The 20,803-nt window shown below is 41.1% G+C and carries 15 protein-coding genes; 8 read left to right on the top strand and 7 right to left on the bottom strand.

Annotated features, from left to right (window positions below; genetic code table 11):
• Nucleotides 1-5 precede the first annotated feature (5 nt).
• Complete coding sequence (locus BG00_RS05520) at nucleotides 6-1,886, bottom strand: methyl-accepting chemotaxis protein (protein WP_036981076.1); 1,881 nt, start codon at nucleotides 1,884-1,886, stop codon at nucleotides 6-8.
• Nucleotides 1,887-2,313: 427 nt separating this feature from the next.
• Here BG00_RS05520 and rraA point away from each other — a divergent pair, with 427 nt between their 5' ends.
• Together rraA and BG00_RS05510 are read left to right on the top strand one after the other, a co-directional pair.
• Entirely contained in the window at nucleotides 2,314-2,811 is a 498-nt protein-coding gene (gene rraA, locus BG00_RS05515) for a ribonuclease E activity regulator RraA (protein ID WP_036981074.1), read from the top strand.
• A gap of 1 nt (nucleotide 2,812) precedes the next feature.
• Complete coding sequence (locus tag BG00_RS05510) at nucleotides 2,813-3,862, top strand: formimidoylglutamase (RefSeq protein WP_013463896.1); 1,050 nt, start codon at nucleotides 2,813-2,815, stop codon at nucleotides 3,860-3,862.
• Between the two features lie 6 nt (nucleotides 3,863-3,868).
• Here the strand turns inward: BG00_RS05510 and BG00_RS05505 are convergent, their stop codons facing one another.
• Complete coding sequence (locus BG00_RS05505; protein WP_036983360.1) at nucleotides 3,869-5,593, bottom strand: GGDEF domain-containing phosphodiesterase; 1,725 nt, start codon at nucleotides 5,591-5,593, stop codon at nucleotides 3,869-3,871.
• Between the two features lie 59 nt (nucleotides 5,594-5,652).
• A complete protein-coding gene (gene hutI / locus BG00_RS05500) occupies nucleotides 5,653-6,900 on the bottom strand; it encodes an imidazolonepropionase (protein WP_036981072.1) in 1,248 nt (415 codons plus the stop codon).
• A 110-nt stretch (nucleotides 6,901-7,010) separates the two neighbouring features.
• On the opposite strand from hutI, the gene hutC reads away from it, so the two are divergent.
• Genes hutC through hutH form a run of 3 tightly spaced genes read left to right on the top strand, consistent with a single transcriptional unit; the run spans nucleotide 7,011 to nucleotide 10,970 of the window.
• Nucleotides 7,011-7,739, top strand: a complete 729-nt coding sequence (gene hutC, locus BG00_RS05495) for a histidine utilization repressor (protein WP_036983359.1) — start codon at nucleotides 7,011-7,013, stop codon at nucleotides 7,737-7,739.
• A 22-nt stretch (nucleotides 7,740-7,761) separates the two neighbouring features.
• Complete coding sequence (gene hutU / locus BG00_RS05490; protein ID WP_036981070.1) at nucleotides 7,762-9,441, top strand: urocanate hydratase; 1,680 nt, start codon at nucleotides 7,762-7,764, stop codon at nucleotides 9,439-9,441.
• Entirely contained in the window at nucleotides 9,438-10,970 is a 1,533-nt protein-coding gene (hutH, locus tag BG00_RS05485) for a histidine ammonia-lyase (RefSeq protein WP_036981068.1), read from the top strand. Before hutU ends, hutH begins: the two co-directional genes overlap by 4 nt.
• Nucleotides 10,971-11,165: 195 nt before the next feature.
• On the opposite strand, the gene BG00_RS05480 is transcribed toward hutH, so the two are convergent.
• The gene (locus tag BG00_RS05480) at nucleotides 11,166-11,936 is read right to left on the bottom strand and encodes a Rossmann-fold NAD(P)-binding domain-containing protein (protein WP_036981066.1); all 771 of its coding nucleotides are present in this window, start codon (nucleotides 11,934-11,936) and stop codon (nucleotides 11,166-11,168) included.
• 616 nt (nucleotides 11,937-12,552) lie between these two features.
• On the opposite strand from BG00_RS05480, the gene secA reads away from it, so the two are divergent.
• The gene (secA, locus tag BG00_RS05475) at nucleotides 12,553-15,261 is read left to right on the top strand and encodes a preprotein translocase subunit SecA (RefSeq protein ID WP_036981064.1); all 2,709 of its coding nucleotides are present in this window, start codon (nucleotides 12,553-12,555) and stop codon (nucleotides 15,259-15,261) included.
• A gap of 70 nt (nucleotides 15,262-15,331) precedes the next feature.
• Nucleotides 15,332-15,730 (top strand): 8-oxo-dGTP diphosphatase MutT, encoded by a 399-nt coding sequence (mutT, locus tag BG00_RS05470; protein ID WP_016899312.1) that lies wholly within the window; start codon nucleotides 15,332-15,334, stop codon nucleotides 15,728-15,730.
• An 84-nt stretch (nucleotides 15,731-15,814) separates the two neighbouring features.
• Here the strand turns inward: mutT and BG00_RS05465 are convergent, their stop codons facing one another.
• The 3 genes from BG00_RS05465 to pmbA form a co-directional block, all read right to left on the bottom strand.
• Complete coding sequence (locus BG00_RS05465; RefSeq protein ID WP_036981063.1) at nucleotides 15,815-17,887, bottom strand: M13 family metallopeptidase; 2,073 nt, start codon at nucleotides 17,885-17,887, stop codon at nucleotides 15,815-15,817.
• Between the two features lie 239 nt (nucleotides 17,888-18,126).
• Complete coding sequence (locus BG00_RS05460) at nucleotides 18,127-18,606, bottom strand: DciA family protein (RefSeq protein ID WP_036955747.1); 480 nt, start codon at nucleotides 18,604-18,606, stop codon at nucleotides 18,127-18,129.
• Between the two features lie 109 nt (nucleotides 18,607-18,715).
• A complete protein-coding gene (gene pmbA, locus BG00_RS05455; RefSeq protein ID WP_036981060.1) occupies nucleotides 18,716-20,065 on the bottom strand; it encodes a metalloprotease PmbA in 1,350 nt (449 codons plus the stop codon).
• 145 nt (nucleotides 20,066-20,210) lie between these two features.
• Between pmbA and yjgA the strand changes: the two genes are divergently transcribed.
• A complete protein-coding gene (gene yjgA, locus BG00_RS05450; protein WP_013463882.1) occupies nucleotides 20,211-20,735 on the top strand; it encodes a ribosome biogenesis factor YjgA in 525 nt (174 codons plus the stop codon).
• The last annotated feature ends 68 nt before the right edge of the window (nucleotides 20,736-20,803 follow it).

Raw genomic sequence — 20,803 nt, 5'->3', positions numbered from 1 at the left:
AGTAGTTAAACCTTATATTTTGAAATTGCTTGATGAAGTACCCTTGCTTGCTCAGAGACCTCTTCACTGGTTTGCGCATTAGTTTGTGAGTGAGCCGCAGCCCCCTCTGCAATATCTCGAATACGGACCACGTTTTTATTTACCTCAGAAGCCACCTGACTTTGCTCATCAATAGCAGTAGCAATATGTGTACTCATTTCCATAATAGTTTGCACATCAATGGTAATTGATCCTAGCAGCTCACCCGCTTTTGTTGCTTGTGTAGCACTTTCTCCACCTTGAGTACGACATTGGTGCATGATACTCACAACTTCTTGAGTACGCTGTTGTAGGGTGTTAATAATGCCTTCTATTTCGCTGGTTGACTCCTGCGTACGCTGTGCAAGTGAGCGCACTTCATCTGCAACAACCGCAAAGCCACGACCTTGTTCACCCGCTCTCGCCGCTTCAATGGCAGCATTTAAAGCAAGTAAATTAGTTTGCTCTGCAATCGCACGTATCACATCAAGCACAGAACCTATGGTTTCACCATCTTTTTCTAGCTGAGACACCACGCTGGAAGCTTTACCAAGTGAATCAGATAAGGCATTAATATGCTTAATGGTTGACTCAACTTCAACCTGACCTTGCTGGGCGCTTACATTGGTCGATTCAGCTTTTTTAGCGGCGGCTTCAGTATTGTGTGAAATATCTTGAATCGTTGCCTGCATTTCTGTAGCAGCGGTTGCTACCATATCCGCTTCATGTAATTGCTCTTGCATACCAGAGCTAGTCGCTGAGGTTGTTTCAGATAGATTCTCTGTTGCTATATTAAGCGTTGTTAGAGCCGTATTTACTTCATAGATGAGATCTTTAAAGTCACTAATTAAACTATTAAAGTCTATGGTCATCCTCGTTACTTCACCTTTCCCTTTGTGCTCTATGAATAAGCTTAAGTCATTGTTTCGTCTGATCTGATCTATTGCTTGATAAACTTTCTCAATAGGCTGGATAATTGAACGACTGGTTAAGTACACAAGTAGCATAACGATGATACCTGCAATTATAAATATGACTATTGCTAATAATTGCGCCTGCTGCGCCGTTTCAGTTACTTGCTGTTTAGTCGCATTAGTGATCAAAGTAACCACTTCATCACTTTTCTTGACGCTTATTCTCATTTTCCCTAGGGCACCCGAATCTAAATCGACGCCTAATTCCACCTGCGCCTCTACCAATGCAGTAAATTTATTTTGGTAGTTAGCCATTAACGAGGCTAATTGATTACGTGTATTATTGGGTAGCTCTGCAGTATTTACTTGTTGTTTCAACTCGCTTGCTAATTTATTAAATCGATCTAAATACTTGGTATCTAAACGTAGCATAAAATCTTTTTCAGCTCGGCGTAGCTGTAGCATAGTGGTGAGTAATTGGTAATTATTTTGCTCACTAAGCAATGTTTCTATTTTATGAACTGCTTCTCGCAGCTCGCCATATAAAGCGTCTTTTGGGTGCAACCCGATTTTACGCTGTAGTTTTACAACATTTTGAAAGTCGTCATAGTACTGTTGGGTTAACGTAGAAAATTGATTGACCTGAGCCGTAGCAATATTTAAATCTGCAGATAAAACAGATAGCTTTTCTAGTTTAAATTGTAGTTTTTTATATTCTTGTGCAAATAGCTCTAAACTAGACTCATCTTTGTAAAACAAAAAGTCTTTTTCGTATTTACGCATCGAAAGCTCATGCACATCTAGCTCTTCAGCGTACTGAATAGTTTCATTTAATTTAAGCATAATACGTGCTTCATAAATGATGATGCACAGCATAACAATCATGGCTAAGCCAACGATTAATGCGTTAAATTGTAAACGACGTTTAATCGTTAGATTCTGTAAAAAGTTCATTGTAAATACCTAAATTAAATTTGCCAGTTCAGTATAACGTGATGCTTTCTTGTATTAACATAATTTTGTTACATGAAATAAACAATAATGCCTATCATTAAAAACCAAAAAAAAGGGCTACCAGTAAAATTTAACCATTAACAAACTCCCTTTATATAAATGGACAATATAATCATCGGCCTGATCACAGTATTGTTTAATTTTAACAGTCTCGCCAATCAGAACTTACATCTCTCGCACTTATAAGCGCTCAGTCCATAGCTTAAAAAAATTTATTTATAAAGATGACAATTTTATTAAAAAATTATGAGTCGTGTTATTGATTTAGTTCTATTTCTGGCTAAATTTACTGCAATTAAGTCGTTGTTATTGAATATAAGGAGGGTATACTAAGCTACTAACTTATGTATCTTTTGAGGATAAAATAATGGATTACAGCACTTCTGATTTATGTGACCATTTCCCTGATGTGGTTGACGTGCTTGAACCTATGTTCATCAACTTTGGTGGTCGACACAGTTTTGGTGGCCGCATTAAAACGGTAAAATGTTTTGAAAATAATGAACTGATCCGTCAATTGCTTTCTCAAGATGGTACAGATCAGATTTTACTTATTGATGGTGGAGGCTCCACTCGTAGAGCCTTAATTGATATTGAACTGGCTGAGCTGGCACTTGAAAACAATTGGCAAGGTATTATTGTATATGGTGCACTGCGCCATGTTGATGAACTTGAAGAACTGGATTTAGGAATTCAAGCCATTGGATCAATTCCGGTTGCAGCTGACAGTGAAGGCGCGGGTGAAAGCGGCATAGGCGTTAACTTTGCGGGTGTATCATTTTTCGATGATGATTTTGTTTATGCCGACAGTACAGGTATTGTACTTTCTGCTGAAGAATTAGAGCTAGAAATAATAGAGCTGTAGCGTGACAGCACACCTTAAAGTATATAACGAAAGCACGCTCAAGCGCATTTGTTCTAACCGTGCAGGTGAACAAAAAGCGTGGCAGTCAATGGCATTACTTGACGCAAACGTTAATATACAACAAGCGCTTACTGATGCTGCACAGTTTGGTATGCGCTTTGTTTTACTGGGCGTTTGCGAAGACATTGGACCTAGAGCCAATTTAGGTAAAGGCGGAGCACAGCATGCTTGGCCCGCTTTTTTACAACACTTTTTAAACCAACCTCACAATCACGCTATTGCCATGCAAAAAGTGTTACTCCTTGGCGAAGTAAACCTTGATGACTTAATGGAACAAGCACACCCGCTTGATAACCAAAATCCTCTCGATTTAGACCAATTACGTCAGTTGTGCGCTGAGATTGATGTGCGGGTTGAAGCAATTTTAAGCATGATTTTTAAAGCCGGTCTTGAACCCATCATTATTGGTGGCGGACATAACAACTGCTTAGGTATTATTCGCTCGCTTGCAAAATATAAAAACAGCGCAATTAACGCCATTAATTTAGACCCCCATGCCGACTTTAGAGAGTGTGAAGGCAGACACAGTGGCAATGGTTTTCACTACGCCTATCAAGAGCAGCACCTTAACAGTTACCATGTAATTGGCTTACATGAGCTTAAAAATAATCAACAAATTTTTAATGCGATGCAAAGTGCAAAATTTAGTTTCACCAGCTATCAAGCGATTAATGTTAGGCGAGAAATAAGTTTAACGGAGGCAACTAACAATGCACTAAACGCATTTGATAACGCACCGTTAGGAATAGAAGTTGATTTAGATAGCCTAACCAACATGCCTGCAAGCGCATTTAATTATTGCGGTTTTGATGTTAGCGATGGCGAGCATTATGTTTATTTAGCTGCAAGTAATCATCACAGTGCTTATTTACATTTATGCGAAGCAGCACCATCGCAACATCCTCACTCTCTTGCTGCGGGTAAATTACAATGTGGTCAAGTTATCAGCGCCTTAGTAAATACCTACCTGCAAACAAAGCAAAAAATCTAATCTTCCCTAGTCTTCTTGTGCCTGTAACCACTGTTTAAACCAACTCATTAACCCTAAGCTACTTAAAGGGTGTCCGAAGTAGTAGCCTTGTGAGGCATAAGCTTTCAAACTTTTCACAAATTTAAGTTGGTCCAGTGTTTCAACACCTTCAAAAATCACTTTTGTTTGTTGCTGATTATGCATTTCTACCATGCCGCTTACTAAGCTGCGTATATTATTTTGATTACTAAAGTCAGCAGTTAAGGCAGGAGATACCTTAATATACTCCACCGCTAAACTTGGTAATTTAGATAGTAATACGGGGTTATCTCCCAAGCCATCAACGCATACTTTTAAACCTAAACTGTTAAGCCTTGCGATCATGGCTCTGCCTTTATCATCTAGGCTGGTAAAAACATGAAGCGGACATTCAATAATTAAATCGCCTGGTCTTAGTTGATGCTCACCAATTACTCCGTAAACAAAATCAACAAACTCTTCATTGAGCATTTCTGGGCCAAATAAATTAACACTCAAAGGCACCGACATCCCTTCTATACGAAGTGCCATGGCTAATTCGCCAGCACGCTCTATAACAAAGGTAGCCAGTGAATAACCAAGCCCTGCAATTCTAATATCATTTATAAATCGGCTTGCCGATAAGGTGCCTTGCGTGGGGTGTTGCCAACGCAATAACAATTCTAAAAATTCAATTTGGCCATCGCCGTTGCGAATAACGGGTTGAAAAAACAGCTCAAACTCATCAGCAAAGCTGATATTCGCAAGCTCTGTTAATCGCGCTTGTTGCGCTAAATGCTCAACCGTCATTTGTTGATGATAAGCCACTATTTGTTTGCTTGGCTGACTATCAAGTGCCAAGTAAGCATGACTAATTAAATCATCAAAGTTCGTACTTTGTTGATCGCAATGAACATAACTGGCTCTTACCTTTACTTCAATAGTGCAATTTGCCACGTTAAAGGGCTTTAATGTAGCGCCAATAATTTGCTTGATAAGCTGTTGATGTAAATGATTATGGCTTTGTAGAACACAAATAAACGCGAAATTTAACCCGCCTAAATGCGCTAATTTAGCGTGCGGAGCAAGGAACAACACTTCATCACTGTCTAGTAAGTCTTTTATTCGATTTGCCGACTGCGACAACAATAAGTCACCAAAATCTCGTCCAATATGTTGATTTACCTGCGCAAACCCCTCTAGCCTTAATACAATAAGTGCGGCTCTGAATGAACCTTCATTGGTAAGCTCATTATACTTTTGACGTAACTGTTGTTTATCGGGGAAGCTGGCTAAAGGTGAGTTTTCAACATACACCTCAGGCTCGGTTTGTGGCTTTAAAGGCGTAGTAGTTTTAGGCTCATTATCAGCTAAAAAACCACTGACTGAGAGCAGTAAAATAGCCATGAGCAACCACGCTAAATGCAGCGTAAAAAAGAGATACCCTATTAACAATAAAGCAAGTAATGCGCTTGCACAGGCACTGATAAGAAGTGGTTTTTTTTGCTTTTGTAACTTCGCTTGATATAAATTAAAACCAAAACCTAGCGCTAGTAAAATAGCGAGCCAGGGTATTGCGCTACTCACCATAGCTAAGCCAATGAGCCCAGTACATAAAAAGCTGAGTCTCATTACGTTACTTTTAACGGTTAATAGCGTGGCAACCATTGCCATTAAAAGTGCACCACTTAAAAAAATAGCTAAATTGATGTAGCTAAATAACGTTCCATCCATAGCTGACGTACTCACTGACATTAAATAAAACATAGGTTTAAGAGTTAATTTTATACAAACTAGCTAAGTTTACCCAATATCCATAGATTTAACAGTTTATTTACCCCAAACTGATAACTTAATTGTGCAGGATGGTCAATTTGCCAATGAGCTATATCTGCGCGAGCGCCAACTTTTAACACCCCTCTATCAGTAAAACCTAAAGCACGAGCCGCATGTGCTGTTACGCCAGTTAATGCCTGCTCTGGGGTGAAATTAAATAAGGTACAGGCCATATTCATCATTAATTGCAACGAACATAAGGGTGATGTGCCGGGATTAAAGTCACTGGCGATCGCAATGGGTACTTTGTATTTATTTAACAGTTCAATTGGTGGGTATTTCGTTTCTTTTAAAAAATAAAAAGCCCCAGGCAGTAATACCGCCACAGTGCCTGCGTTTGCCATAGCTTTAACGCCTGCTTCATCAAGGTATTCTAAATGATCAGCTGACAGGCCATTGTATTGTGCTACCAGCGCTGCACCGTGTTGATTTGATAATTGCTCGGCATGACACTTGATTGCCAAACCCTGTTTTTTAGCTGCATCAAATACGCGTTGAGTTTGTGCGTAGCTAAAGCCAATGTCTTCACAAAATACGTCAACTGCGTCCACTAGGTCATGTTCAACAAGCATGCTTAGCATTTCATTGCATACTAAATCTATGTAATCATCACTGCGGTTTTTAAACTCCAGAGGTAGTGCATGCGCCCCTAAAAAGGTGTTAACCACGTCAATAGGATGATGTTGATTTAACAGCCTAGCCACCTCCAATATTTTTTTCTCATTGTCTATATCAAGCCCATATCCTGACTTAATTTCAACCGTTGTCACCCCTTCAGCTAACAATGCATTTAAACGCTCTTTTGTTGCTACAAATAACTGTTCGTGGTCAGCCTCTCGGGTTGCTTTAACTGTACTTGCTATTCCCCCGCCCTGCGCGGCTATTTGCTGATAGCTCACGCCCTGCAAACGCTGCTCAAACTCTTGCGCACGAGAACCGGCAAACACTAAATGTGTATGGCAATCAATTAAGCCAGGGGTTAACCATTGCCCTTTTACACTTAATATCGGGGTGGCTAACACATCAAAATTAGGTAAGTCAGCTTGCTTACCTAGCCACACTATTTTGCCATTTTTAATAGCTAGCGCCGCATTTTCTATTGCCCCATAAGGCGCATCAATATTGCTATCCATAGTGGCAATGTTGGCATCTGTGAGCAATAAATCGATATCATTTAACTGTTCTGTAGATTCTGTGGCTTGCATAAGTTTCTCCGCGATAATGTTCAAACAAGTTTAACAACACATCTTGTATATACAAGGTAATTATGCCATCTTATTAAGCATTGTTTATTTTTAATACATCAAAAGCGTCTATGCCAACACCTAAATTTACACAAATAAAACAGTTTATTGTGGACAAAATACGTAGTGGGCTTTGGCTTGAAAACCAACGCGTGCCCTCAGAAAATGAACTGGCAAAGCAGTTTGCGGTAAGTAGAATGACCGCACGTCGAGCGTTAAGTGAGCTAACTGATACAGGCATTTTAACCCGTAGCCAAGGGCTGGGTACTTTTGTCGCAAGCTTTAAGTCGCAATCATCATTACTCGAAATAAAAAACATTGCACATGAAGTCAAAGAGCGAAACGGAAACTACAGCTGCACAGTACAGGTGTTGGAATCAATCAATGCCGTGGCGCCAATTGCTATTGCTTTAGGTGTTGAGGTAGATAGTGTGGTGTATAGAAGTGTCATTATTCATAACGAAAACGACAGTCCCTTGCAAGTTGAAGAACGCTTTGTAAACCCGTTACTTGCCAATGATTATTTACAACAAGATTTTACCGCTCTCACCCCACACGAATACCTATCAACGGTTGCCCCTTTAACACAAGCAAGGCACACCGTAGAGGCTATTACACCAAGCAGTGAAATGTGCCAATGGCTTAACCTGTATAACGAAGAGCCATGCTTACAAGTAATACGCCGCACTTGGTCGGTTAACGGGATTGTTAGCTTTGCACGACTTATATCGCCGGGTAGTAAGTACCGCTTGGGCGGACAATTAACATTTAAAAACAATAATAAAGCCCATAACGCTTAACACTATTTAACAGGAGTGAACAATGGATCATCGACTGGACACACAACGTGAAATACGCGCACAGCATGGTAATCAAATATCTACTAAAAGCTGGCAAACCGAAGCAGCTAAACGCATGCTAATGAATAATTTAGACCCTAATGTTGCCGAGCACCCTCAAGCTTTGGTGGTGTACGGCGGGATTGGCCGTGCAGCCCGTGATTGGCCAAGCTATGACAAAATAATTGAGACGCTTGAGCGCCTTGAAGATGACGAAACCTTATTGGTGCAATCAGGTAAACCAGTGGGGGTATTTAAAACTCATAGCAATGCACCGCGGGTATTAATTGCAAATTCTAACCTTGTTCCGCACTGGGCTAACTGGGAACACTTTAACGAGTTAGATAAGAAAGGCTTGATGATGTACGGCCAAATGACCGCTGGCTCTTGGATTTATATTGGTTCTCAAGGAATTGTTCAAGGCACTTACGAAACCTTTGTAGCTATGGCAAAACAACATTTCTCAGGCGATGCCAAAGGTAAGTGGGTGTTAACAGGTGGCCTGGGAGGAATGGGCGGTGCACAACCATTAGCTGCAACCATGGCTGGCTTTAGTGCCTTAGTGGTGGAATGTGATGAAAGCCGTATCGATTTTCGAATAAAAACAGGATACGTCGATGTAAAAGCGACAGATCTTGAGCATGCATTAAAATTAATAACCGATGCCTGTGTCAAAGGTGAAGCGCTTTCTGTGGGTTTACTCGGTAACGCGGCTGATGTTTTTAGTACCTTAGTAAAAAGTGGTATTACTCCCGATATAGTCACCGATCAAACCTCAGCCCATGATCCGCTTAACGGCTACCTACCACAAGGTTGGAGTATGGAGCATGCAGAAAAAATGCGAATCGATAATCCACAAGCAGTAGTCAAAGCGGCCAAACAGTCAATGGCTGTTCAAGTAACAGCGATGTTGGCACTGCAAGATGCGGGCGCAGCAACGACTGACTATGGCAATAATATTCGCCAAATGGCGCTCGAAGAAGGCGTAGCAAATGCATTTAATTTCCCTGGATTTGTGCCTGCTTATATTCGTCCATTATTTTGTGAAGGGATTGGTCCGTTTAGGTGGGTAGCACTATCTGGCGATCCTGAAGATATTTACAAAACAGACGCAAAAGTAAAAGAGCTAATTCCTGATGATAAGCATTTGCATAATTGGCTTGATATGGCGCGTGAGCGAATTCAATTTCAAGGCTTGCCTGCACGTATTTGTTGGGTCGGTTTAAAAGATAGAGCGCGCCTTGCTGTTGCCTTTAACGATATGGTTAAAAGCGGTGAGCTTAAAGCGCCGGTAGTTATTGGACGAGATCATCTCGACTCAGGCTCAGTTGCCAGTCCTAACCGTGAAACTGAAAGTATGAAAGATGGCTCCGACGCGGTCTCCGATTGGCCACTATTAAATGCCCTGCTTAATACCGCAGGCGGTGCTACTTGGGTATCGCTTCATCATGGCGGTGGTGTAGGTATGGGCTTTAGCCAGCATTCAGGTGTGGTTATTGTTGCCGATGGTACCGATGAAGCAGAGCAACGCCTTGCAAGAGTGCTTTGGAATGATCCTGCTACCGGTGTGATGCGCCATGCCGATGCCGGTTATGACATTGCAAAAAATTGTGCACAACAACAAAACCTAGACCTACCTATGCTTAACAAGGATAAGTCATGATTTCATACACACTTACACCGGGTCAGCTTGAATTACATACCTTAAGAAAAATTAACAAATCAGCCATACACTTAACTCTGGCCAATGATGCACAGGCGCAAATAGCAGCCAGTGCCCAAACAGTACAAAACGTGATAAACGAACATCGCACTGTATATGGTATTAATACTGGCTTTGGGTTATTGGCCAATACTAAAATCGCTGACGATGAACTCGAACTATTACAACGCAGTATCGTGCTTTCACACGCCGCAGGTATTGGTGAGTTAATGGATGACAGCACGGTCAGATTAATGATCACCCTAAAAGTAAATTCTTTATCACGGGGTTATTCTGGCATTCGCTTAGCTGTGCTTGAGTTTTTTATGCAGCTGCTTAAAAGTGAAGTTTACCCTTGCGTGCCTAAAAAGGGCTCAGTGGGCGCATCGGGCGATTTAGCACCGCTTGCGCATATGTGTTTGCCTTTATTAGGTGAAGGGCAAATGCGTTACCAAGGTGAGCTGATAAGTGCTGCACAAGGACTCAACATTGCAGGGCTTGAGCCACTAACATTAGCTGCAAAAGAAGGCTTAGCATTATTAAATGGCACGCAAGCCTCTACTGCATTTGCACTTCAGGGATTATTTAGAGCCGAAGACTTGTACGCACAAAGCTGTGTAATTGGCTCTATCAGTATAGAAGCGGCCATGGGCAGTCGCGCACCATTTGATGCTCGTATTCATGAGGTTCGTGGTCAACAAGGGCAAATTGATACCGCGCATGTATTTAGAGAGCTGTTAAGTACCCACTCACAAATTAGTGACTCACATATTAATTGTGAAAAAGTACAAGACCCTTATTGCCTGCGTTGCCAGCCGCAAGTACTTGGTGCATGCTTAACCCAAATACGCCAAGCCGCCGAAGTATTACTTTGTGAATCAAACGGGGTAACCGATAACCCTCTCGTATTTGCCGATATAGGGGATATTATTTCAGGCGGAAACTTTCATGCTGAGCCCGTTGCTATGGCCGCTGATAACCTTGCGATTGCCATTGCCGAAATTGGCGCCTTAGCTGAGCGACGTATTGCCTTACTTATTGACTCTAATTTATCAAAATTGCCGCCATTTTTAGTAAAAAACGGTGGGGTAAATTCAGGATTTATGATAGCTCAAGTGACCGCAGCTGCGCTCGCCTCTGAGAACAAGTCACTAGCACACCCAGCCTCGGTAGATAGCTTACCGACCTCAGCTAACCAAGAAGACCATGTCTCTATGGCAACCTTTGCCGCTAGGCGCTTAGTTGATATGGCTAATAATACGCAAGGCGTGTTAGCCGTTGAGTGGCTAAGTGCTTCTCAAGGGTTAGAATTTAGAGCGCCACTACATGCGTGTAAGCAGGTAGAAAATGCGAAGGCACTGCTACGCCAACATGTTAGCTATTACGATAAAGACCGCTACTTTGCTCCCGATATCGAAGCGGCTAACACACTACTAAGTGAAGGTAAGTTGTGCGACTTCATAAGCCACTCACCTTTACCTTCTTATTAAATAGCCTGAACTCTGGTTAAGAGATTTACTAACGTATTGAATCAATATGATATTTATGTTTATTTTCTCTAGCCAGAGATTTCCAGTGAAAACAAGGCGAAATTACGCGTCAATAGCTCGCCTATTGCAAGTAAATTCAACGCAGTTAGCACTGAAAATAGCTGCTTGAGATAGATTTATTATTCAGAGTTCAGGTTAAATACCATACTGATAACTAAAACCCAGTGCTTCTATCGCTGAGCCAATAACTTTGCGCTCAGCGACTTCATCGCTACTAAAGCTTGGCATTTGTGTGCCATACAGCTCACACTTTTGTGCATAATAATCTTCTTTGGTCGGGTGCGCTGGGTTCACCACATTATAAATGCTCTGTCCTTGCGACCAGTTATTAAGGACCGCATAAATAGCATTGATCACATCTTGTTGATGCACCATATTCACTACTTGCTTACTAGAGGTATTGAGTTCTTTACCCGCCACAAAACGACCAGGCTCTCTATTTGGCCCTAACAATCCAGCTAAGCGAAGCACTTTACCTTGCTGTTCAAGCACTTGCTCTTCGGCATCATACAGCTTTATTTGTCGCTCGTTAGTGCCTGATATATCGCTGCTTTCACTATAAACGCCAGGTTCTTGGTCATATACCCCAGTCGATGAGCACAATAAAAAGCCTTTGCAATTAAGCTCAGTTGCCAGCTTTAACGCCTGCTCAAGCACTTGCGGATAATCACTTTGACTATCTCGACTGCGAGGCGGGATTGCACAGACCCAATACGCATTTTGTAAATCCACTTGGTGCTGCAACTCGCCGTTTTGTAAAACAAACTGACGTTCAAAATCAAATTGATGAGTGTCACTTCGATGAGTCCCCTGCACTTGCCAACCTTGTTTTTGTGCATCAATACATAAGGCTTGGCCAAGCCAGCCAGCGCCAAGAACGACTAAATTATCTTTGTTGGTTTGCACTTTATTTACCCTTATTAAAACTCAATCAACGCGTTTTATAGCGATAAAAAATATAATTAACTTTATGCGACTAAAAATAATATTAGCAAACGCTGGTTGCAGAAGATATTTACACACGCTTTTTTTCAATTAGTAATCTCTTTAATGATACCGCAACCATTCATTACATGTAGATAAAGCGTATGACTTAAGTGACTTACCGAGAGTAATATATAAAACGATTGCTCAATTTAAGCTTTAAAAAACGATGGCTGCTAACAAGGCGTTTAAGGTTGAAATTTAAGCGCTTTGCTCTTGTTTTTAATTTATTCAGCACCATATCTTTAGGGTCTGTTTATCTGCAGTTTTAATCAAGTTTCGTTACATAACGCTATTTTTATGAGCGAGATCTCATTTTTCTGTTTTAAATGAAGATCTTTTTATTGAGGTAGTTTGATGTTTAGCAGAGTCTGGTATAGTAGCGCAGGTAATAAACAGTGCTTTTTAAGCAGCTTAATACAAAATTGCTAATTAATGTGTCCTAAAGGTTAATTTAAAGAATACATTAATTATCAATTGTAAAAAATGGGTTAGCCGATGCACGGCTAGCAAAAAAACACATTGTAACGGTTTTATCATGATATCTAATTTATTTACCAAGATTTTTGGTAGTCGCAATGACCGCACTATTAAAAACCTAAGAAAGACGGTCGCACTGATCAATGCACTTGAAACGCAGCTAGAAGCGCTTTCAGATGAAGATTTAAAAGCTAAAACAGCCGAGTTTAGAGAGCGTTACAATAACGGACAAAGCTTAGGCGATATTCTACCAGAAGCATTTGCAGTGGTACGTGAAGCATCAAAACGTGTAAACGGTATGCGTCATTTCGACGTGCAGTTATTAGGTGGTATGGTTTTACACCAAGGTCGTATCGCAGAAATGCGTACCGGTGAAGGTAAAACACTCACAGCGACACTGCCGGCTTATTTAAATGGTTTAACAGGTAAAGGTGTTCATGTCATTACCGTGAATGACTACTTGGCCAAACGTGATGCTGAAACCAATCGCCCATTATTTGAATTTTTAGGGTTAACCGTAGGCTGTAATGTTCCGGGCATGATGCCGCAACAGAAAAAACAAGCTTATGCAGCTGACATCACTTACGGTACCAATAACGAATTTGGTTTTGATTACCTGCGTGACAATATGGCATTTAGTATTGATGAGCGCGTACAACGCCCATTATTTTATGCTGTAGTGGATGAAGTGGATTCAATCCTTATTGATGAAGCACGTACGCCACTGATTATTTCTGGTCCCGCTGAAGATAGCTCTGAGCTATACACTGAAATTAATACCATTGTTCCTCTACTTGAATTACAAGAAAAAGAAGACGAGGAAGGAATTGAAGGTGATGGCGATTTCACAATCGATGAAAAATCTAAGCAAGTTCATCTTACTGAGCGTGGGCAAATAAAAGTAGAAGAGTTACTTACCGAGCGCGGCCTAATTGAAGAAGGTGACTCACTGTATTCAGCAGCGAACATCACGCTACTTAGCCACGTTTATGCAGCTCTTCGTGCGCACAAGCTTTACCAAAAAGATGTTGACTACGTTATTAAAGAAAACGAAGTCATCATTATTGATGAGCATACAGGTCGCTCTATGGAAGGACGTCGTTGGTCAGAAGGTTTACACCAAGCTGTAGAGGCAAAAGAAGGTGTGAAAATTCAAAACGAGAACCAAACGTTAGCTTCTATTACGTTCCAAAATTACTTCCGCTTGTACGAAACGCTAGCAGGTATGACAGGCACAGCCGACACAGAAGCGTTTGAGTTTCAGTCTATCTATGGTTTAGACACTGTGGTTATGCCAACCAATAAACCAATGATCCGCGATGATCGCGCTGATTTAGTTTACTTAACGCAGGAAGAAAAGTACGAAGCGATTTTAGCAGACATTAAAGACTGTCAAGAACGTGGTCAGCCGGTACTTGTAGGTACTATATCAATTGAAAGCTCTGAGTACTTATCGCAGTTTTTACGCAAAGAAAAAATTAAGCACAATGTACTTAATGCTAAATTCCACGCACAAGAAGCAGACATTGTTTCTGATGCTGGCTTACCTGGTACAGTTACGATTGCCACTAACATGGCCGGTCGTGGTACCGATATCGTACTTGGTGGTAACTGGAACAGCGAAGTTGAAAAACTTGAGAACCCAACTGACGAACAAATTGCTGAAATAAAAGCAGCATGGAAAACTCGCCATGATGCGGTAATTGATGCTGGCGGCTTACACATTATTGGTACTGAGCGTCATGAATCACGTCGTATTGATAACCAATTACGTGGCCGTGCTGGTCGTCAGGGTGATGCCGGCTCTAGCCGTTTTTACCTATCTATGGACGATGCGTTAATGCGTATTTTTGCCGGTGAGCGCATGACTAACATGATGCGTAAACTAGGTATGCAACGCGGTGAAGCGATTGAACATCCATGGGTTAACCGCGCAATCGAAAACGCTCAGCGTAAAGTAGAAGCACGTAACTTTGATGTGCGTAAACAGCTACTTGAGTACGATGATGTAGCAAACGACCAACGTCGTGTTGTTTACTCTCAACGAAATGAATTGCTTGAAGAAGGTGATATTTCAGAAACGATTACCGCTATCCGTGGTGATGTGCTCGCGGGTGTGATTGATCAATACATTGCCCCACAAAGCTTGGCTGAAATGTGGGATATACCAGGGCTTGAAGAGCGCTTAAAACAAGACTTCTTGATTGAGTTGCCTATCGCGCAATGGCTAGCTGATGACAATAAACTATACGAAGAAAAACTGCGTGAGCGTATTGAAGAAGCGGTTGAACAAGCTTACAAGCAAAAAGAAGAAATGGTTGGCGATTCTGTACTACGTCAGTTTGAAAAAGCCATTATGCTTCAAAGTCTTGACCAACATTGGAAAGACCATCTTGCTGCAATGGATCACTTACGCCAAGGTATTCACTTACGTGGTTATGCACAAAAGAACCCTAAGCAAGAGTACAAACGTGAGTCGTTTGAATTGTTCTCTGAAATGCTAGAAAACTTAAAAGTCGATGTCGTCGGTATTTTAAGTAAAGTGCAAGTTCGCGCTGAAGAAGATGTTGAAAAAGTAGAAGAGCAACACCGTAAAAGTGAAAATGCCCCTCGCGAATATCAACATGAAGAAGCAGAGCATGTAGGTGGTGAAGCACCACAAAGCGCTCAGGTTATGGCGCGTAGCGAGCCAAAAGTGGGTCGTAACGATCCATGTCCATGTGGTTCAGGTCAAAAATACAAACAATGTTGTGGTAAATTAAAATAACACCACTTTGTTACGTTAGATAAAAAGCGACGCTTGCGTCGCTTTTTTTATGCTATTTAAGGGAGAGGTAATGACTAAAGTAATCATCAATGTTGCTGTGGGTGTAATTAAAAAAAATAACAATGTGTTTATTTGTAAACGTGCAGATGAACAGCACCAAGGTGGCTTATGGGAATTTCCAGGCGGAAAAGTGGAAGCCGGAGAAAGTGTTTTTCAAGCACTGAAGCGCGAATTATTTGAAGAAGTAGGACTGACTATTCATAGCTCAAGCGAACTTGTCACTATAGAGCATGACTATGGCGATAAATGCGTACGACTTAATGTACACGTGGTCAGTAACTTTAATGGTCAAGCTCATGGCGCAGAAGGGCAACCAAGCGAATGGGTAAGTATAGACGAACTAGATAACTATGATTTTCCTGCAGCCAATGTCGAGATTATCAGCGCCATAAAAACGAAATATAGCTAAGTATAAAAGTAACTAAAAAGCCAGTGAGCATCATACTCACTGGCTTTTTAGTTTTCGATTAGTTTAAGCTAATTTTAGCTTAAATTACCAAATTTTTACGCGATCTTCAGGCTTGATATACATTTTATCGCCCTCTTTAACATCAAACGCTTGGTAAAATTCCGGCATGTTCGACAAAATACCAATTACGCGATAATGACTCGGTGAATGTGAATCGGTCATTAAACGATTGCGCAATGCCTCATCACGGTATTTACGACGCCAAATTTGCGACCAGCCCATAAAGAAGCGTTGGTCGCCCGTATAGCCTTCAATAATGGGCGCTTTAGAATCACCCAGCGATAATTGATACGCTTTATAAGCGACGGTTAAGCCGCCTAAATCACCAATGTTTTCACCCAGTGTCAGCTCACCATTAACGCTGGCATCTTCAAACGGTTTATATTGATTATACTGCGCTACTAAGGCTGCACTTCGCTGTTCAAACTGCTTAAGGTCTGACTCGCTCCACCAATTACGTAAATTGCCATCACCGTCGTATTTTGCACCTTGGTCATCAAAGCCATGGCCTAACTCATGGCCAATAACCGCACCAATAGCACCATAGTTAACCGCATCATCTGCTTCTAAATTAAAGAAAGGAGGCTGCAGAATCGCCGCAGGGAATACTATTTCGTTATTCACTGGGTTGTAGTAAGCATTCACCGTTTGTGGCGTCATATGCCACTCAGAGCGATCAACTGGCTTACCTAATTTAGCAATCATATCTGCATAAGCCCACTCACTGTAGCGAATATAGTTACCTACTAGCTCATCGGGGTTAATCGCTAAATCTGAATAATCTTTCCATTTATCTGGGTAACCAATTTTAGGCGTAAACTTATCCAGCTTTTCTTGCGCCGCAACTTTTGTTTCAGGGCTCATCCACTCAAGGTTTTCAATTGCCACTGAATAGCCTTTAATCACGTTATCAACTAATTCTTCCATGCGCGCTTTCGCTTCTGGCGGGAAGTTTTCTTTAACGTAGACTTTACCTAAAATTTCACCCAGTACACTGTTTGAAGCATCAACGGCTTGCTTCCAAAGTGGTGCTTGCTCTTCAACACCACGTAACGTGGTGCTGTAAAAATTAAACTTTAAATCCACTAAGTCTTTATTTAGCAACTGCGCGTAATTACTAACAAAATGAAATTTTAAGTAGTTTTGCCAAACCGTTAAGTCTGTATTTTTGAAAATGTCTGCAAATTTTTCAAAGTAACTCGGTTGGCTCACAATCAGTTCTTCGGCATCAACACCAACTGCTTCAAAGTAAGCACTTAAATCAAATTCACCCATTAGCTCGTTAGCTGCAGCTACTGACATTTTATTATATGATTTTGTTGCATCACGACTTTGTACTCGGCTCCACTGTGCATCAGCAAGTGTCGTTTCAAGGGCAAGTATCGCTTTGGCTGCATCAGCGGCATTATTAACGCCAGCTTTAGCTAAAATATCGGTAATATAGGTTTGATATGCCGCGCGAATTTTTGTGAATTTTTCATCATCTTTTAAATAATAATCACGGTCAGGTAAACCAAGTCCCGCTTGATAGGCATAAAGCGCATTTTCACTTGAGTTTTTAGCATCATTATTAACATACCAGCCAAAAGGAAGATCTCCGCCTTTAACTTGTAGCTGTGCCATCAGTGTGACCAACGCGGCTTTATCTTTTACTGTATCAATGCTTTTAATAGCCGGCTCAAGTGGTAACATCCCTAACTCTTCACGAGCATTTTCAGCCATGTAGCTAGTATAAAATGCGCCGATCTTATATTCATCCGAACCTGGCTTTGCGCTGCTATTGGTACTGGCGTTTTCTAGTACTGTTTTCATTGCCTTTTGCGATTCATCATATAACTGTGAGAACGACCCATAGTTTGACTTATCGCTAGGGATTTCAGTTTTTTCTAACCATTTACCGTTTACGTGATAGTAAAAATCATCCTGTGCACGAACACTTTTATCGATATTTTGTAAATCAACACCTAAGGCACCAGGGGTTGCCACCGGTGCGGTTACTGTTGTTGCTTCTGCTTGCATTTCTTGTGGCTTTTCGCCACAACCAACCAAACCTAACGCCAATGCAATACTGGCGGCAGTCATTGTTATTTTTTTCATAAGAATTCCGTATATTAATTAGAATAAATACGCATTTCATTAAGGTTTGATAACTCAAAAAAACAACAATAGGATGAAGTCTATTATCTGCTTAATGAAATACGCATCAGCTACAACCTAATTTAGGAAGTACTAACTAGGCATCATAAACCTGATTTAAATAACAATAAAATCGAATATGTAACAAAGTATTTTAAAGCCAGCAAAACAAACCGAGTAAGGTGTTAAATGGTATTTAATTAGGGCTTATTTTTACCATGCAAAGCTAAGCGTTGAAGCTTTTCTTTTAATGACGGTGGAGCAGAATCGGCGATCGCATTTAAATAATCAGCCGTTTGTTCACTCATTTTAAGGGAGTTTGTTGGTTTGCCATCAGCCACTTTAGGTCGAGTGCTTAACCGTTGAGTTGCCTGTGGATTGGCGGTAATTTTTATTTGCCCAAGCTCGGCCATACCCGCGGCTCTAAAATGCGATTGCATGTCCATTTTTAAATAATTAAGCCTAAGCGCAATAGGTGCAGAAACGGCTTCTATCATTAAGGTGCCGTCACGGTAATTACTTACTCGGCACTTTTCACCTAACTTAGGGCCTAAGAAATCGCGCAACAATTGTTGCTGTGTATCCAGTGCTTGGCTTTTTCCCGCATAGGCTGCTAAGCGATTGTTCAGCCCAGCCATAATATCGGTTAACGGTTTTGGCGCATATCTATCTTTAGCCATATCACACCTTAAAAACATCAAAAGAAGGCTTGCTTAAATTAAGTTTAATTTAAGCAAGCAAAGTGGGTTTATACCAATTCACTGAAATAAATGTTATTGCGGATGGGTATTAAGCACCTGCTACTTGCATTTGTTCAATCAGTACTGAACCAGTCTGAATCCCGCCGCGACGTTCTATATCGCCACCTATAGCAGAAATACCTTTGAACATATCTTTTAAATTACCAGCAATCGTAATTTCGCTTACTGGGTATTGTATTTTCCCATTTTCAACCCAAAAACCAGCCGCACCGCGAGAGTAGTCACCGGTTACGGTATTCACGCCCTGCCCCATCAATTCTGTAACTAATAAGCCCGTACCCATAGTTTTTAATAATGCAGTTAAATCTTGATGCGTTTGTTCTACTAACCAATTATGAATACCGCCAGCGTGCCCGGTTGGGGTCATATTCATTTTACGCGCCGCATAGCTTGCTAATAAATACGTTTGCAGCTCGCCGCCGTGAATTATTTCTCTGTCGAGAGTTTTAACTCCTTCGCTATCAAATGGCGATGATGCTAAGCCTTTAAGTAAGTGCGGACGCTCTGAAATATTAACGGTTTTGCTAAATACCTGCGTGCCTAAGCTATCCAATAAAAAGCTGGATTTACGATACAGTGCGCCACCACCAATTGCTGATACCAAATGGCCAAACAATGAATTAGCAATATCGGCTCTAAAAATAACCGGCACTTTCATGGTGCCTAGCTTTTGGCTGTTTAGTTTTGCTAGGGTTTCTTCAGCGGCTTCAAGTCCAACACTTGCTGCATCTTTTAACCCTGCTTGATCGCGAGAAATCGTGTAGGCTGAGTCGCGCTGCATATGCTCGCCCTCTTTACCTATCACCATAGTGCTAATGCTGTGACGAGTTCGAGGGAAGCCGGCAATTAAACCATGGCTATTACCATACACTCGCAAACCTTGATGCGATGAAAAGCTCGCGCCATCTGAATTCACAATTCGCTCATCGGCGTTTAATGCGGCTTGCTCTGCTGCATGACACAAATCAATCCCTTGCTCTGGGCTTACATCCCAAGGATGAAACAAGTCTAAATCTTTAGGGGCAAACTCAAGCAGTTCTTTATCAGCAATACCATTACATGGATCGTCTGAAGTGAATTTAGCAATATCGATGGCTTTTTCGACCACAGCACGTAATGTTTTAGGATTTAAATCAGCCGTTGATGCCGAGCCTTTGTTATTGCCAACATACACGCTAATACCTAAACCACCGTCTTGATTAAACTCAATAGTTTCTACCTCCCCCATGCGCGTACTTACCGACAGCCCCGAAGTGCTAGACATAGCAGCTTCTGCAGCGGTAGCACCTAGTTTTTTAGCATGTTCAAGTACTTCTGAAACGGCGTCTTTTACTTGAGAGATTTGCGAATAAATTGGATCTTGGTGTTGGCTTTTCATAAATTCTGTCCTGAGCCCTGAAGGCCGTATTGCACACATTTTTTATATTTAAATGCTAACACACTCACTGCACCACATCAGCTAATATTAATCACTAAAAGAATCGCGTATAATAGATAAAGTTATTTTTATTTAAGAGCACCCCATGGCGAAGAAAAAAGGCAAGCCTGCTGAAATTGAAGAAGAAATTATATATGTATCAAAAAGTGAACTTAAGCGCGAGGCGCAAGAGTTTCATCAGTTAGGATCTGAAATTGCCAAAATGGGTAAAAAGCAGCGCGAACGCCTGCCGCTCAATGATGACTTAAAAGAAGCAATGGTGGTTGCTGATAAAATAAGTAATAAAAGTGATGCCTACCGCCGACATTTAAATTACATCGCAAAAACCCTTCGTACGGTAGAAAATATTGAAGAAATTAAAGCGATCATTGATGTCATGCTAAATAAAAATAACCAAGCTGAGGTTATGATCAAAAAAATTGAGCAACTGCGCAGTGATTTAATTGAACAAGGCGATGACTTAATCAACGAAACAATTGAACAATATCCAGCTCTTGAGCGCCAAAAAATGCGCCAAATGGTGCGTAATGCTGCCAAAGAAGTAAAAGCTGAAAAACCAGCGAGAAGCTACAAAGAGTTATTTCAGTACTTAAAAGACGCCATAATGTAACGCAGCCGCGTTATATATTAAAAGGTGCTGCGGCACCTTTTTTTGTTGTAGATCAAAGCCTCCTCCCC

Origin of the sequence: Pseudoalteromonas sp. SCSIO_11900, from assembly GCF_000576475.1 — a bacterium.
GTDB classification, from domain to species: domain Bacteria; phylum Pseudomonadota; class Gammaproteobacteria; order Enterobacterales; family Alteromonadaceae; genus Pseudoalteromonas; species Pseudoalteromonas tetraodonis.
This window is presented reverse-complemented; position numbering and strand designations above follow the sequence as displayed.

What these genes read in the sequence shown, in the direction of transcription:
- pmbA (WP_036981060.1), bottom strand. Translation starts at nt 20,065, where the DNA reads ATGAAAAGCCAACACCAAGATCCAATTTATTCGCAAATCTCTCAAGTA.
- BG00_RS05460 (WP_036955747.1), bottom strand. Translation starts at nt 18,606, where the DNA reads ATGGCTAAAGATAGATATGCGCCAAAACCGTTAACCGATATTATGGCT.
- BG00_RS05505 (WP_036983360.1), bottom strand. Translation starts at nt 5,593, where the DNA reads ATGGATGGAACGTTATTTAGCTACATCAATTTAGCTATTTTTTTAAGT.
- rraA (WP_036981074.1), top strand. Translation starts at nt 2,314, where the DNA reads ATGGATTACAGCACTTCTGATTTATGTGACCATTTCCCTGATGTGGTT.
- hutU (WP_036981070.1), top strand. Translation starts at nt 7,762, where the DNA reads ATGGATCATCGACTGGACACACAACGTGAAATACGCGCACAGCATGGT.
- yjgA (WP_013463882.1), top strand. Translation starts at nt 20,211, where the DNA reads ATGGCGAAGAAAAAAGGCAAGCCTGCTGAAATTGAAGAAGAAATTATA.
- BG00_RS05520 (WP_036981076.1), bottom strand. Translation starts at nt 1,886, where the DNA reads ATGAACTTTTTACAGAATCTAACGATTAAACGTCGTTTACAATTTAAC.
- hutC (WP_036983359.1), top strand. Translation starts at nt 7,011, where the DNA reads ATGCCAACACCTAAATTTACACAAATAAAACAGTTTATTGTGGACAAA.
- secA (WP_036981064.1), top strand. Translation starts at nt 12,553, where the DNA reads ATGATATCTAATTTATTTACCAAGATTTTTGGTAGTCGCAATGACCGC.
- hutH (WP_036981068.1), top strand. Translation starts at nt 9,438, where the DNA reads ATGATTTCATACACACTTACACCGGGTCAGCTTGAATTACATACCTTA.
- mutT (WP_016899312.1), top strand. Translation starts at nt 15,332, where the DNA reads ATGACTAAAGTAATCATCAATGTTGCTGTGGGTGTAATTAAAAAAAAT.
- hutI (WP_036981072.1), bottom strand. Translation starts at nt 6,900, where the DNA reads ATGCAAGCCACAGAATCTACAGAACAGTTAAATGATATCGATTTATTG.
- BG00_RS05465 (WP_036981063.1), bottom strand. Translation starts at nt 17,887, where the DNA reads ATGAAAAAAATAACAATGACTGCCGCCAGTATTGCATTGGCGTTAGGT.